Source organism: Nonomuraea sp. NPDC050547 (assembly GCF_044457345.1).
Taxonomy (GTDB): domain Bacteria; phylum Actinomycetota; class Actinomycetes; order Streptosporangiales; family Streptosporangiaceae; genus Nonomuraea.
Map to the genome: position 1 here is coordinate 41,130 of NZ_JBITGW010000039.1, position 12,537 is coordinate 53,666.

The 12,537-nt window shown below is 71.3% G+C and carries 15 protein-coding genes; 7 read left to right on the forward strand and 8 right to left on the reverse strand.

All coding sequences use genetic code 11. The annotated features are described in order from the left end of the window. Positions 1 to 15: 15 nt before the first annotated feature. Together ACIBHY_RS53565 and dtd are read right to left on the reverse strand one after the other, a co-directional pair. Positions 16 to 432, reverse strand: coding sequence for a hypothetical protein (locus ACIBHY_RS53565; RefSeq protein ID WP_397259020.1), 417 nt, complete (start codon positions 430 to 432; stop codon positions 16 to 18). Between the two features lie 76 nt (positions 433 to 508). Further along, positions 509 to 934 (reverse strand): D-aminoacyl-tRNA deacylase, encoded by a 426-nt coding sequence (gene dtd / locus ACIBHY_RS53570; protein WP_397259018.1) that lies wholly within the window; start codon positions 932 to 934, stop codon positions 509 to 511. Between the two features lie 50 nt (positions 935 to 984). On the opposite strand from dtd, the gene ACIBHY_RS53575 reads away from it, so the two are divergent. Further along, a complete protein-coding gene (locus ACIBHY_RS53575) occupies positions 985 to 1,896 on the forward strand; it encodes an asparaginase (protein WP_397310923.1) in 912 nt (303 codons plus the stop codon). Between the two features lie 9 nt (positions 1,897 to 1,905). Here ACIBHY_RS53575 and ACIBHY_RS53580 read toward each other — a convergent pair whose 3' ends face one another. Then, entirely contained in the window at positions 1,906 to 2,487 is a 582-nt protein-coding gene (locus ACIBHY_RS53580) for an ankyrin repeat domain-containing protein (RefSeq protein WP_397259014.1), read from the reverse strand. A gap of 207 nt (positions 2,488 to 2,694) precedes the next feature. After that, positions 2,695 to 3,201 carry a heme-binding protein gene (locus ACIBHY_RS53585; protein ID WP_397310924.1) on the reverse strand — a complete coding sequence of 169 codons (507 nt, stop codon included), beginning with the start codon at positions 3,199 to 3,201 and terminating at the stop codon, positions 2,695 to 2,697. 178 nt (positions 3,202 to 3,379) lie between these two features. Between ACIBHY_RS53585 and ACIBHY_RS53590 the strand changes: the two genes are divergently transcribed. Further along, positions 3,380 to 4,420, forward strand: coding sequence for a sensor histidine kinase (locus tag ACIBHY_RS53590; RefSeq protein WP_397259011.1), 1,041 nt, complete (start codon positions 3,380 to 3,382; stop codon positions 4,418 to 4,420). Next, the gene (locus ACIBHY_RS53595; protein WP_184958235.1) at positions 4,417 to 5,037 is read left to right on the forward strand and encodes a response regulator transcription factor; all 621 of its coding nucleotides are present in this window, start codon (positions 4,417 to 4,419) and stop codon (positions 5,035 to 5,037) included. Before ACIBHY_RS53590 ends, ACIBHY_RS53595 begins: the two co-directional genes overlap by 4 nt. Here ACIBHY_RS53595 and ACIBHY_RS53600 read toward each other — a convergent pair. Genes ACIBHY_RS53600 through ACIBHY_RS53610 form a run of 3 tightly spaced genes read right to left on the reverse strand, consistent with a single transcriptional unit; the run spans position 5,032 to position 8,670 of the window. Next, on the reverse strand, positions 5,032 to 6,126 hold the full coding sequence (locus ACIBHY_RS53600) for a serine hydrolase domain-containing protein (protein ID WP_397310926.1): 1,095 nt from the start codon (positions 6,124 to 6,126) through the stop codon (positions 5,032 to 5,034). The genes ACIBHY_RS53595 and ACIBHY_RS53600 overlap by 6 nt on opposite strands. Further along, the gene (locus ACIBHY_RS53605; RefSeq protein ID WP_397259007.1) at positions 6,119 to 7,063 is read right to left on the reverse strand and encodes an RNA polymerase subunit sigma-70; all 945 of its coding nucleotides are present in this window, start codon (positions 7,061 to 7,063) and stop codon (positions 6,119 to 6,121) included. Before ACIBHY_RS53605 ends, ACIBHY_RS53600 begins: the two co-directional genes overlap by 8 nt. Then, a complete protein-coding gene (locus tag ACIBHY_RS53610) occupies positions 7,060 to 8,670 on the reverse strand; it encodes a DUF2207 domain-containing protein (RefSeq protein WP_397310927.1) in 1,611 nt (536 codons plus the stop codon). Before ACIBHY_RS53610 ends, ACIBHY_RS53605 begins: the two co-directional genes overlap by 4 nt. 60 nt (positions 8,671 to 8,730) lie before the next feature. Here ACIBHY_RS53610 and ligD point away from each other — a divergent pair, with 60 nt between their 5' ends. Then, a complete protein-coding gene (gene ligD / locus ACIBHY_RS53615) occupies positions 8,731 to 9,636 on the forward strand; it encodes a non-homologous end-joining DNA ligase (RefSeq protein ID WP_397259003.1) in 906 nt (301 codons plus the stop codon). On the opposite strand, the gene ACIBHY_RS53620 is transcribed toward ligD, so the two are convergent. Next, the gene (locus ACIBHY_RS53620) at positions 9,626 to 10,708 is read right to left on the reverse strand and encodes an FAD-dependent monooxygenase (protein ID WP_397310928.1); all 1,083 of its coding nucleotides are present in this window, start codon (positions 10,706 to 10,708) and stop codon (positions 9,626 to 9,628) included. The two genes, ligD and ACIBHY_RS53620, sit on opposite strands and share 11 nt — an antisense overlap. 111 nt (positions 10,709 to 10,819) lie before the next feature. Between ACIBHY_RS53620 and ACIBHY_RS53625 the strand changes: the two genes are divergently transcribed. From ACIBHY_RS53625 to ACIBHY_RS53635, 3 genes are read left to right on the forward strand one after another with little or no spacing between them, the layout of a single operon-like run. Beyond that, a complete protein-coding gene (locus ACIBHY_RS53625) occupies positions 10,820 to 11,728 on the forward strand; it encodes a TetR/AcrR family transcriptional regulator C-terminal domain-containing protein (protein ID WP_397258999.1) in 909 nt (302 codons plus the stop codon). Positions 11,729 to 11,755: 27 nt separating this feature from the next. Then, complete coding sequence (locus ACIBHY_RS53630) at positions 11,756 to 12,232, forward strand: hypothetical protein (protein ID WP_397258997.1); 477 nt, start codon at positions 11,756 to 11,758, stop codon at positions 12,230 to 12,232. Between the two features lies 1 nt (position 12,233). After that, positions 12,234 to 12,443, forward strand: a complete 210-nt coding sequence (locus tag ACIBHY_RS53635) for a helix-turn-helix domain-containing protein (RefSeq protein ID WP_397258995.1) — start codon at positions 12,234 to 12,236, stop codon at positions 12,441 to 12,443. The last annotated feature ends 94 nt before the right edge of the window (positions 12,444 to 12,537 follow it).

A 12,537-nucleotide genomic window follows, 5' to 3' on the forward strand; every position in this document is an offset into this window, starting at 1 on the left:
CGGCAGGGGCCGGGCTCAGCCTTCAGCGCAGGTCACCTTCGCGGCGCAGCTGAGGCCCCCGGCCGCGCCGGTGACCTTGATCCGGGTCGACTCGGGCACGGTCAGCACGTAGTCGGCCGCGCACCCGTCGTCGCACGAGTAGGCGATGCGCAGCCGCCGGGCGTCCTCCCAGGCTTCCTCGTGGTGGCGCGCGCCGGTCCAGCTGAGTTCCCGTTTGATGGCGACCCGCTGCCGTCCCCCGGCCACGACGGTGAGGCGGATGGGCCCGTCGGCCTCGATGGCCAGATCGGCCCCCGGGAGTTCGTGGTAGCCGAACGTCGTCTCCGTCTGCGGCACGGGCGCCGGGCCTGGCTCACGGTCGAAGGTTTGGACGGCCAGCGCGGCGACGAGGAGCGCGGCCCCGGCCGGCACTGCCCAGAGGATCTTTCGCATACCAGCACGATAGGAAGCGCCGCCCGTCTGGGGACATGGCGGTGGATGGCCGGTTGTGGGTGGGGCCAGCCCCACCCTAGACGTCGATCACCAGCGTGATGGGGCCGTCGTTGATCAGGGAGACCTTCATGTCGGCGCCGAAGCGGCCGGTCTCGACGTGCGCGCCGAGCGCCCGCAGCCCGGACACCACGGCCTCCACGAGCGGCTCTGCCACCGGCCCTGGGGCGGCCGCCTGCCAGGTGGGGCGGCGGCCCTTCCTGGTGTCGGCGTAAAGGGTGAACTGGCTGATGACCAGCAGCGGCGCGCCGACGTCCGAGCAGGACTTCTCGCCGTCGAGGACGCGCAGCCCCCAGAGCTTGGCGGCCAGCTTGCGCGCCTGCTCCGCCGTGTCCGTGTGGGTGACGCCCACGAGCACGAGCAGCCCCGGCTCGTCGATCGCGCCCACCGTCTGACCGTCCACGACCACCGAGGCCGTACTCACTCGCTGCACCACCGCCCGCATGGGAACTCATTCTCGCCGATCCGTAGACTCCTGCTGAAGGGGGGCGGGGAATGTCGCTCGTTGTCGAGGTTGTCCGGTCCGGGTTCGTGGAGTCCACGCATCTGGCGCGGGTGCTCACCGTGGACGCCGACGGGACGCCGGTCGACGCGCACGGCGCGGTCCACGTGCCCGCCTCGCCGCGTTCGTCGATGAAACCGCTCCAGGCGCTGGGCATGCTCCGCAACGGGCTCTCGCTGGAGGGTGAACTGCTCGCGCTGGCCTGCGCCTCGCACGCGGGCGAGCCGTACCATGTGGACGGGGTTCGCAAGATCCTGGCCGGGGCCGGGCTGGAGGAGTCGGCGCTGCTGTGTCCCGAGGACTATCCCGAGGACCGGACGGTCACCGACCGGGGCCGCGTGTACATGAACTGCTCGGGCAAGCACGCCGCCATGCTCGCGACCTGTGTGCTCAACGACTGGCCGCTGGGCTCGTACCTGGAGCCCAGGCATCCGCTGCAGCGGGCGGTCCGGGCGACGGTCGAGGAGCTGACCGGGGAGCGCGTGGCCGCCTCCGGGGTCGACGGGTGCGGGGCCCCGTTGTTCTTCGTGTCCATGCTGGGGGTGACCAGGGCGTTCCGTGCCCTGCCGCTCGGCGGGCCCGGCAGCCACGAGCGGCGGGTCTTCGACGCCATGCGCGCCTACCCGCAGTGGACGTCCGGCACGCACCGGGACGAGGCCAAGCTCATGCGGGCCGTACCGGGACTGATGCTGAAGTCCGGGGCGGAGGCGTTCGACGCGTTCGTCTTCGAGGACGGGCGGGCCGGCACCGTCAAGATCGAGGACGGCTCGTCGCGCGCCCGCACGCCCGTCACGGTCGCCGCCCTGCGCCGCCTCGGCCTGTCCGGCCCCGACCTGGACGTCCTCGCCACGGGTGTCCTGTACGGCGGCGGCCGCCCTGTGGGCGAGGTCCGCGTGCGCCCATAGGGCGGCGCTTCAGCCGCGCAGGATGTCGGCGACCTCCCGCTGGCCCTTCTTGACCGCATGCCGCAAGGAGGTCACCCCGTCCCGGTCGGCCAGTTCGCGATCGGCGCCCGCGGCCAGCAGCAGGCGGACGATCTCCTGGTACCTGGCCGAGCCGTCGCCCAGGATCACCGCCTCCAGCAGGCCGGTCCAGCCGAGGTCGTTGACGTGGTTGACGTCGATGTCCGTCTTCAGCACCTCGCGGACATAGTCCACGTGACCGCGCTCGCACGCCGGGATCAGGGAGACGCCGCCGTAGCGGTTCCTGATCGTCAGGTCCGGGTTGGCGGGCAGCAGGACGCGTAGCATCGCCACACTGCCGGTCACACCGGTCACGAGCCATGGGGTGTCGTGCTGGGCGTCCAGCGCGTTCGGGTCGGCGCCCGCGGCCACCAGGATCTGCGCGACCTCCACGTGATCGGCGGCCGAGGCCAGCAGCAGAGCGGTACGCCGGCGCCCGTCACGGGCCTCGAGATCGGCCCCCTCGGTGACCGCCTCGCGCACGGCGGCGGCCTCACCTGCGGCGGCGGCGGTAAGCAGTTGTTCGTCAAGCACGTCTGATCCTTTCACGGCTGTTGGGGAGGTAACGCCCGGAGCGGTCGATACCGCCCGGCCATCACCTCCACCACAGGCCGCCGCCACGAGCCCTAGACCCGCGAGCAGCAGCCCGCGCCTGCCAACCCCACCCACGCCCCCATCCTCTCTCCCTTTTTCACCTTTTTGGACAGAACGGGATATATCCCGCGAAAGGGGTCGGCGGCATCAGCCCAGTCGGCCCTGGACGGCCTTGAGACCGGCCTGGGCGATGGCCTCGTCGATGTCGCCGCTGGGCGCGCCGCCCACGCCGATCCCGGCGATCGGCGCGCCGCCCGAGGCGACCGGGACGCCGCCGGCCAGCAGCAGAGTGCCGGGAATGGCGGCCAGAGCCTGGTTCTTGGCCAGGGCGCTGGTCGGCTGGCCGAAGGACACCGCGGTGAACGCCTTGCGCTTGGCCGACTCCTCCGTCTGCGGCCCGGCCCCGTCGCCCTTGAGGATGAGGCGGGTGGCGCCCGAGCGGTCCACGATGGCCACGGTCACGCGCTGCTTCTGCTTGGCCGCCTCCTTCTGCACCGCGTCGGCGATCTTGAGGGCGGCGTCGGCCGACAGCACGTTGGTCTGGACGACCGCGGGCGCGTCCGGCGCGGCGGCCTGCGCGGCGGTGCCGGTGACGCCACCGGCGACGGCGAGGGCGGCGAGCGAGGCGGCGGCGAAGCGGGTGCGGAGCTTCATGGTGTTCCTCCAGGTCAGTGGTCAGTTCGACGAGTTCCAGACTGCCGGGACGAACCGGCCACGCCATCGGGAGAGCGGTCGATGCGTGGGAGAGAATCGGTCGAGGGGCGGGTCAACCGATCGGTTGATGCGGGCGCCGGGGGCCCCGCCTACGCTCGCACCACGGCGAGGGGGTGAGATGGAGCGGATCTGGCTCAACCGGGCGATGCACGCCGGCTTCTTCCTGTTGCTGGCCGCCTCCGCCTCCCGCCTGGTGGTACGCCACGCGATGGACCTCACGACCGTCGCGGCCCTGGCCGACGCCGGCCTGCTGGCGCTCGTGTACGCGGGCGGCGTTCTGCTGTGGGAGCGCCTGGGCCGCAGGGGCCGGCTGGTCTGGCTGGCGGTGGTCCTCGGGTGCTGGCTGGTGCTGGTGGAGCTGGCGCCGTCGTTCGCCTGGTGCGCGATCCCCCTGCTGTATCTGTGCCTGCGGCTGCTGTCGTTGCGGATGACGCTGGTCGCCGCGGCCGTGCTGACCGTCGCGGTGATCGTGGCGCAGATCAGCCTGTCCGACCGGTTCGACCCCAGCCTGGTGCTGGCGCCGATCGCCGTGGCGGCCATGACCATCGTGATCTTCTGGGAGCTGAGGAAGGCGGGAATCATGCAGGAGCGCGAGCGCCTCTCGCGAGAGATCCACGACACCCTCGCCCAGGGCCTGACCAGCCAGCGCATGCTGCTGCAGGCGGCCGAGCGGGTCTGGGAGTCCGACCCCGCGCAGGCCCGTTCCTACGTCAGGACGGCGATCGAGGCGGCGGGGGAGAACCTCGACGAGGCCCGCCGGTTCGTCCGCGACCTCGGGCCCGCGCCGCTGGCCGTGCGGTCGCTGCCCGAGGCGCTGACGGCGCTGGGCGCGGAGTTCCGGCTGGAGGGCACGGAGTTCCCGCTGGCCGACGGGACGCAGGCCGTACTGCTGAGAGTGGCTCAGGGAGCGGTGGCGAACGCGCGCGAGCACGCCCGCGCGAGCCGGGTGATCGTGACGCTCGCCTATCTCGACGACGAGGTGACGCTGGACGTGTACGACGACGGGGTGGGCTTCGACCAGACGATGGCCGTGACCCGCCCGGGGCGCGGGTACGGTCTGCGGGCCATGCGCGACCGGGTCGCGGAGGTGGGCGGCACGCTGACGGTGGAGAGCGCGCCGGGGGAGGGCACGGCGGTGGCTGCGAGGATTCCGGTATGAAGCTGTTCCTGGTCGACGACCATCCGGTGGTCAGGGCGGGCATCGCCGCGCTGGTCGGCGGCGAGGCCGACATGGAGATCGTGGGCGAGGCGGAGAACGCCGACGACGCGCTCCGGCTGATCGCCCTGCGCCGGCCCGACGTGGTGCTCATGGACCTGCAACTCGGCGACGGCCCCGACGGCGTCGCGGCGACCAGGAAGGTGCGCGCGCTCGACGACGCGCCGCAGGTGCTGGTCCTGACGACGTATGAGACCGACGCCGACATCGTGCGCGCCATCGACGCGGGCGCCACCGGCTACGTGCTCAAGGCCTGCCCGCCGGACGAGCTGTTCCAGGCGATCAGGGCCGCCGCCAGGGGCGAGACGGCACTCTCACCCAGGGTGGCGACCCGCATGATGCGCCGCATGCGCGACCCCGGCCCGGCGCTGACCACCCGCGAGATCGAGATCCTGGAACTCCTGGCCCGCGGGGCGGGCAACAAGGAGATCGCCAAGGCCCTGTTCATCACCGAGGCGACGGTCAAGACCCACCTCAATCACGTGTACGGCAAGCTCGGCGTCGACACCAGGACCGCAGCCGTCAGCAAGGCCGTCGAGCTCGGCCACATCCGTCTATAGGATCACCTGCCCGATCCTGTCCACCGTGCCGAACGGGTCACCGGCGCCGATGCGGTTCTTGGTGATCCCGATCGAGAGCCCGGTGGCCTTGTCGGCGAAGGCCGCGGTGCCGCCGCTGCCGCCCATGCCGAAGTAGGTGGGGCGGTCGAGCACCTGGGTCAGCCCGACGGAGTACCCGAGCCCCCAGGTCGCCTGCATGCCGACGACCTCGTCGGTCCCGCTGGCCTGCACCGAGGTGGCCTCGGCCAGCCGCGCGGCCGGGATCAGGCCGTTGAGCAGGGCGTCGTACATGCGGGCCAGGCCCCTGGCGGTGGCCGTGGCGCCGGCGTCGCTGGTCAGGACGTCGGGACGGTTGCTGAAGGCGGCGTCGGGCAGGGCCGCCAACGGCGCGGCGGTGTAGCCGTCCACGACGCGGAAGAACGGGATCTGCGCCGTCAACTCCGGTGTCAGCTCCATCGGCGGGCCCTCGGGGTCCTCGATGACGGCAAGGCGCGGCAGTTCGGCGGGGGGCACGGCCAGGAAGAGCTCGTCCGCGACGCCCAGCGGCAGCGCGACCTGCTCGCGCAGGATCTGGGAGACGGTCTTGCCGGACGTCCGCCGGACGATCTCCCCCATGAGGTACATCCAGGACTGCGGGTGGTAGCCGATCGTGGTGCCCGGCTCCCACCAGGGCTTCTCGTCGGCGACGGCCGCGCACATCTTGTCCCAGTTCGCGATGTCGGCCGGCGTGGTGTCCACGGGCACGCCGGGCACGCCCGCCCGGTAGCTGAGGGCATGCCGTACGGTGGCCCGCTCCTTGCCATGGGCGGCGAACGCGGGCCAGTACTCCGCGATCGGTGTGTCGTAGGCGATCACGCCCTGCTCGGCCAGCAGGTGCACGACCGTGGCGATCATGCCCTTGCCGGTGGAGGTCACGTAGACCGGGGTGTCCGAGGTCATCGGGCGGCCGGTGGCGGGGTCGGCGAGACCCGCGACCGCGTCCACGACGAGCTCGCCCCCTCGGTACACGGCGACCTGGACGCCGCGCTCCACCCCGGTCTCCACGAGCTCGTCGATCGTGGCCTGAACGTTCTTCTGCAGATCAGTCATGCCCATATGACGAGGCATCGCCGGAAAAGGAATCGGGCAGACCCATCTCCGGGAAAAGTTCGTGGTCGAAGGTGGTGATCTCGCTGATCAGCGGCCCTTCCATGCGGAAGACGCCGAGCCAGGACGCCGAGAAGACCTCCTCGCCCGGCCGGCGCAGGTACGCGGCGATCGCGGGCTGGCGGTTGACCCGGGCGGGCAGCACACGCCAGTCGCCCCACGAGGCCTCGCCGGACATCTGCGGGCCCCACGAGGAGACGAACGCCTCGCGGCCGAGGATCCACCCCGGCGTGGGCGGCATGGTCTGCCAGACGTCCGATGCGAGCAGCGCGGGCAGGACCGAGGGGTCGCCCTGTTCGAGCGCGTGAATGTACGTGCGCACCACGGCCAGTTCGTCGGCGCTGCCCGAGCTCATGCGCTGGGCGGGCAGGTGCTCGCGCAGCACCGGCCGGGCACGCTGCAGGGCGCTCTTGACCGCGGTGACGGTCGTGTCGAGCGCCGCGGCGGTCTCCGGCGCCGACCAGCCGAGCACGTCGCGCAGGATGACGACGGCCCGCTGCTTGGCGGGCAGGTGCTGGATCGCCACGAGGAAGGCCAGCTCGATCGTCTCGCGCTCGATGACGGAGTCGAGCAGGTTGTCCGGGTAGGGGCTGATCCAGGGCACGTGGGTGGAGACCGGCCACGGCATCCCCGCGTCGGCCGCCATGGGCGTGTCGAGCGGCTCCGGCCGCCGGGGGTTGGCGCGCAGGAAGTCGAGGCAGGCGTTCGTGGCGATCTTGTACAGCCACGCCTTCAGGTTGTCCGGCGGCTCGTCCCGCTTGCGCCAGGCGCGCAGGAACGTCTCCTGGACCAGGTCCTCGGCCTCGTGGAAGGAGCCGAGCATCCGGTAGCAGTGAACGTGCAGTTCCCTGCGATGGCGCTCCAGCTCCTCGGCGTTCACAACGAGCGCAGCTGCCGGGTGGCGGAGATCGCGCCGGACGTGGTCGTGGTGAAGGTACGCATCGACCCGGCGAACTTGGACAGGTCCCATTCGGCCGGCCCGTGGTACCAGTACAGGTTGTCGGCCTGGTGGCCGTTGCCGGTGACCGAGGCCACCACGCGCGACCAATGCTCCACGCCATCAAAAATCACGGCGTAGGGCAAATATCGCGAAAAAAGCTCGACTCGGTGCTGCTCGGGGACATTTCCCAGCTCGCCGGAGAAGAGGTACTGCCGGAAGCCCAGCGTGTGCGCCAGGGCGGCCGACCCCTTCGCGGTCTTGGCCGGCATGAACTGCCCGCCCACCGCCAGCGCCGCCCCCGCGATGATCAGGGCCAGGCCCAGCAGCCCATAGGTGGTGAACCAGGCCAGCCCCACCGTGGCGAGGATCCCGGCGCCGATGAGGACGAAGCCGGCCGTGGTCCAGCGCGTGCGCTCGGTGTCGGGCCGCCGGGCGAACCACCCCTGCCGCACGACATCCGCGTACAGCTCATCCCGCACTTTCCCGAGATTTTTCGCGAAGGATCCGGACAACTCCGACAACAGGACGGCGTCCCGGCCCTCGAACACCGCGTCGTACAACGCCTTCTCGTACGGCAGCAAGGCCTCGACCGGCGCGCTCGGCAGCCTGACCAGCGTCCAGTCCGGCGCGTCGTAGGCCTGCCTGGACTGCTCGTCGATCCGCAGGTATCCGCGCACCGCCAGGTCCACGATCGTCGCGGTCACGTCGACCACGTCGGCCTGCTCGTCCACGAGCGTGCCGATCTGACCGGGACGCACCCCGTCCGGCGGCGAGAAGTGCCCGTTCTGCACGGGGTCGACGGCGGTCTCCTGGCCGGCGATCCGCGCGTCCCGCCCCCGTGTCCAGTACAGGAGCCCGATCCCGCCCAGCATCAGCACCAGCAGCGCGGCCAGGGCGCCACCGGTGATCCCGTTGAGCGTGAACGCGGCCGCCAGCGAGAAGCGCCGCTCCAGGATGGGGGCGCCGGAGCTGGTGCCCTTGGGGTAGCCGACCACGACGGTGAGGGCCTCGCCGGGCGCGAGGTTCTCCTGCTCGAAGTCGGCCTGGGTGGCCCCGTGGTCCATGGAGGCACTGGTGCAGCCGATGGCCGAGGTCAGCTCGCCGGCGAAGCACGACAGGTTCTGCACCATGCCGGCGCCGGTGACCTTCACCGTGGCCTTGGAGACCGGGACGTTCCAGCCGTTGACCGCGAACCAGCGCAGCTCCTCCACGCCGCCGGACGGCGTGACAGCGCCCTTCACCTCGTAGGTGACGGTCGCGGGGGCCTTGACGGTGAGCACGTCACCGGCGAGCTGGCCGCCCTTGACGTTGGCGATCTGGTAGACGCGGTCGTTGCCGTCGTCGTAGCGGGTCCTGGTGAGGAAGGTCCGCTTGACCTCGCCCGTGCCGCCGATCTTCTCGCTGACCCGGAGCACACCGTCCTTGCGCAGTTCCAGGCTGACCTGGTCGGTGATCGGCGCGGCGGCCGCGCTCGCCCATGCGGGCACCGCGGTCAGTGTCAGGGCGGCGGCGCCCAGCAAGGCCAGCGTCAGCCTGATTCCGGTCATGGCGGCAAATCGTATCGGTTCGCCCTATGTCTGGCAGGGGTATGCCTCTGACCAGGGGGAATGATGCTGATCAGGCCGATGCTGGCGGTCAGCGGGGAGCTGCCCGTCGCCGCGCAGGAAGCGGCCTGGGCCGCCGAGTTCAAGTGGGACGGGGTACGCGCCGTCGCCTACCTGCTCGACGGTGAGGTACGCCTGCTCTCGCGCAACGACCGCGAGGTGACCGGCGCCTATCCGGAGCTCCGCGCGGACCTGGCCGGTGAGCGGAGCATGGTGCTCGACGGCGAGGTCGTCGCGCTCGACTCGTCGGGAGCGCCGGACTTCGGGCGGCTCCAGTCGCGCATGCACGTCCGGTCGCCGAGCCGGTCGCTGCTGGCCACGGTGCCGGTCATGTACCACGCGTTCGACGTGCTGCACCTGGACGGGCGTTCGACGTTGCGGCTGCCGTACGAGCGGCGGCGGGCGCTGCTGGAGGAGCTCGCCCTGGATCGGGGACGGGTGCGGGTGCCGCCGTCGTTTCCCGGCAGCGCCCGCGTGGTCATGGGCGTGGCCCGCGAGCACGGTCTGGAGGGCATCGTGTGCAAGCGGCTCGACTCGCCCTACCTGCCGGGACGGCGCAGCGAGCTGTGGATCAAGGTCAAGAACACGCTGATGCTGGACGTGCTGGTCGGGGGCTGGAAGCCGGGTGAGGGCCGCCGGTCGGGGATGATCGGGTCATTGCTGGTGGGGGTGCCCTCGGCCGGCGGCCTGCGGTACGTGGGTCACGTGGGCACCGGCTTCACCGAGCACATGCTGCGCGACCTCGCGGCCCGCATGGCGCCGCTGGCCCGCCCGGCCTCGCCGTTCGCGGGGGTGGCCCCCGAGCCGGCCCACTGGGTGGAGCCCCAGCTGGCCGGCGAGGTGGAGTACGCCGGCTGGACCAGGGACGGCGTCCTGCGCCACCCCACGTGGCGCGGTCTCACAGAGTGATCGCGTCGGCCGCGCGCCGCACGCTCTCGTCGGGGGCGGGCCCGGCCGGGTTCTCCTTGGCCAGCGCCTGGTTGAGCGCGACGAACTCGCGCATCCGCTCCTGGTAGCGCCCGAACCCGCCGCCCGCCGCCATCTCCTCGGCCAGCACGTACGCGCCGACCATGGCCAGGCTCGTCCCCTGCCCCGACTTCACCGAGGCGCAGTAGGCGGCGTCCCCCACGAGCGCGACCCTGCCCTTGTGCCATGCGGGCAGGTGGACCTGCGCCATCGCGTCGAAGTAGAAGTCGCCGGCCGCCCACATCGCCTCCAGCAGCTTGGGCGCGACCCAGCGCAGGTCCGCGCAGGCCGCCGCGACCAGCCGCTTCTGCCGCTCGGTGTCGCGGTGGTCGTAGGCGATCGGCCCCGACTCGAAGCCCATGTTCACCACCAGCTCGCCGTTGCCCCTGGCCGGGTACAGGCCGAACCCGGCCGCCCCCTCGCGGTGCCACACCTGCCAGCGGTCGAGGTCGAGGAAGTTCTCGGCGCGGAACAGGCCGAGGTACATGCCGAGATGCTCCACGAACTGCTCCTCCTCGCCGAACAGGAGCCCGCGGGTGTTGGAGTGCAGGCCGTCCGCGCCGACCACCCAGTCGAAGGTGCGCGGCGCGTTCTTCTCGAATCTCACGTGTACGGCGGAGCCGTCGTCGCCGAGCGAGGCGATCGAGTCGCCCCACAGGATCTCCACGCCCTCGACGGCGCCCAGGAGCAGCCCCATCAGGTCCTCTCGCATGATCTCGACGTCCGGGCTGTCCAGGCGGCCGCCGCTGAAGGTCGACTCCTCCGAGCGCATGACCTCGTCGCCGTTCCCGTCCACGACGGACATGCCGAGCATCTCGGTCTTGAGCGCCTTGGCCGCCTCCAGGACGCCCATGCGTTCGGCGACGGTCAGCGCCGCGCCGCGGATGTCGATGGCCTGCCCGCCGCCGCGCGGCGCCGGGGCCCGCTCGACGAGGGTGACCCGGGCCCCGCGCTCGCGCAGCCAGTAGGCCAGGACCGTGCCGCCGATGCTCGCGCCGGAGACGAGGACGTTCACGATGGTGCTCCCATTCAGTCGTTGACGCTGTACGCAAGCTGAATGTACACAGTACGCACAGCTCATGCAACAGGCATTTCTGCTAGCTTCTGTACTAGAACAGGAGGCCCCATGACCCCGCCCTACATCCGGATCGTGGCCGACATCAAGCGGCGCGTCGCAGAAGGCGAGCTGAAGCCGGGTGACAAGGTCCCGTCCACTCGCGGCCTGGCCCGTGACTGGAACGTCGCGCTGGCCACGGCGGCCAAGGCGCTGACCCTTCTGGCCCAGGAGGGCGTGATCACGTCCGAGCCCCGCGTCGGCAGCACCGTCGCCGGCGCCGGCCCCGCCCGGGACCGCCCGCCCACCCCCTCCGACCTCACCCGCGAGCGGATCGTGAGGATCGCCATCGAGATCGCCGACGCCGAGGGCCTGGCCGCCCTGTCCATGCGCGGCATCGCCGCCAAGACCGGCGCCGCCACCATGTCCCTCTACCGCCACGTGGGCGGCAAGGAGGACCTGGTGCGGCTGATGGCCGACGCCGCCTATGGCGAGTTCGACTACCCTGAGCCGCTGCCCGAGGGCTGGCGGGCCCGCTTCGAGCTGTCGGCGCGCGGCCTGTGGTCCCTGTACCGCCGCCATCCCTGGCTGCCGCACGTCACCGCGCTGACCCGGCCGCTGATCCTGCCCCACCTGATGCGGCACGCCGAATACGCCCTGGCCTCCCTGGACGGCTACGGGCTCGACGCCCTGACCAGGCAGAACATCCATGTGCTCATCTACAACTACGTGCAGGGCGTGGCCGTACACCTGGAGCGGGAAGCCCAGCAGGACGCGGCGACCGGCATGGGCGACGACGAGTGGATGGACGCGCAGGGGCCCGGCCTGGAGGAGTTGCGGGCCTCCGGCGCCTACCCGCACTTCGCCGCCGTCGTCGCCGGGCTGGGCGACGACTACGACCTCGACCTGGACGCCTTCTTCGAGTTCGGCCTGACCCCGCTCCTGAACGGCCTGGCGACCCTCATCGAACCCTCGACATAACGACTTTCGTTATTTACGATAATCGTTATGCGATGGATCGCCAGACTCGAGATCACGTTCAGCTTCGGCTTCGTCCTGGGCTGCCTGGGCGCCTTGGCGGTGCTGGTCCAGGCGGCCGTCATGGCGTTCGGCGGCACGGCCGGCGGCATCGGGGTCAACCTCAACGTCCCCGGCACCCTGCCCGCCGGCATGCTGGCCGAGGGGGCGGCCTACGTGGGCTCCGGCGCCGAGGTCACGGTGCGGCACGTGGGCCCCTCGCCCGCGGTCGCCGGCCACCTGCGCACGCTCGGCTGGGTCCTCATCGCCGGATCGATCGCCACCGCGTTCCTCGGCTGGCTGGCCAAGACGCTACTGTCGTCCACGTTGCTCGCCGAGAGCTTCATGTTCCAGCCGCTTCCCGGCGGCGGCCTGATCGGTGTCGTGGCCGGTGCGGCGGCCCTGGGCATCGCGGAGATCGTCCGCCGGGGCCTGGCCCTGCTCCAAGAGGTCGAGGCCACCATCTGACATGCCGATCCGCATCCGACTCGACGAGGTGCTCAAAGAGCGCGAGATGACGCTCACCGAGCTGTCGCACCGCGTGGAGATCACCGTCGTCAACCTGTCGATACTCAAGAACGGCCACGCCAAGGCCATCAGGTTCTCCACGCTGGTCCGCCTGTGCGCGGCGCTGGAGTGCCAGCCGGGCGACCTGCTGTCCTACGTCCCGGAGGCGTGAGGATGCTCCTATAGATGTCAAGCGGCGGATTCTTGATCGTTTTTGGTGATGATCTGGTAGAGCTCGCGGGCGATGTAGCGCTTGAGGCAGCGGA